Genomic DNA, 355 nt, shown 5'->3' on the forward strand with positions numbered 1-355 from the left:
AAACCGCTTCAGCAATTCCTTCGCCCGACGGTCCCGCCGCGGGTCACCAAGATCCAATGTTTCAAATTCCTCGTCCACCCACGCTCCCGGCTCATTACGAATCTGCATTCGAAAAGTCGAGAGTAAACGCGAAATTCAGGCCGTTAACAACCCCCATCACGCATGTTCATTGCTCAATGCGCTTTCGGACAAACGTCTCCTACTGCGCCACTTCTGTATAACGAGATGCGTTCAACCGGCCGCAATCATGCGTACCGTAGCGCCACGATCAACAACGACGCGCGAATCATTCCAAGCGCCGCAGCGTGTCGTGCCGGGTCAGGCGCGCTCCAGCGCAGCGAGCTTCTTCCGACCA

At 56.6% G+C, this 355-nt stretch carries 1 protein-coding gene; it reads right to left on the reverse strand.

Annotated features, from left to right (window positions below):
• Positions 1-108 (reverse strand): transposase DNA-binding-containing protein (locus F6X37_RS36080; protein WP_222945044.1); only part of this gene is annotated, 108 nt, incomplete at its 3' end.
• Positions 109-355: the final 247 nt, after the last annotated feature.

The organism is Paraburkholderia sp. 31.1 (genome assembly GCF_014397645.1).
Taxonomy (GTDB): domain Bacteria; phylum Pseudomonadota; class Gammaproteobacteria; order Burkholderiales; family Burkholderiaceae; genus Paraburkholderia; species Paraburkholderia tuberum.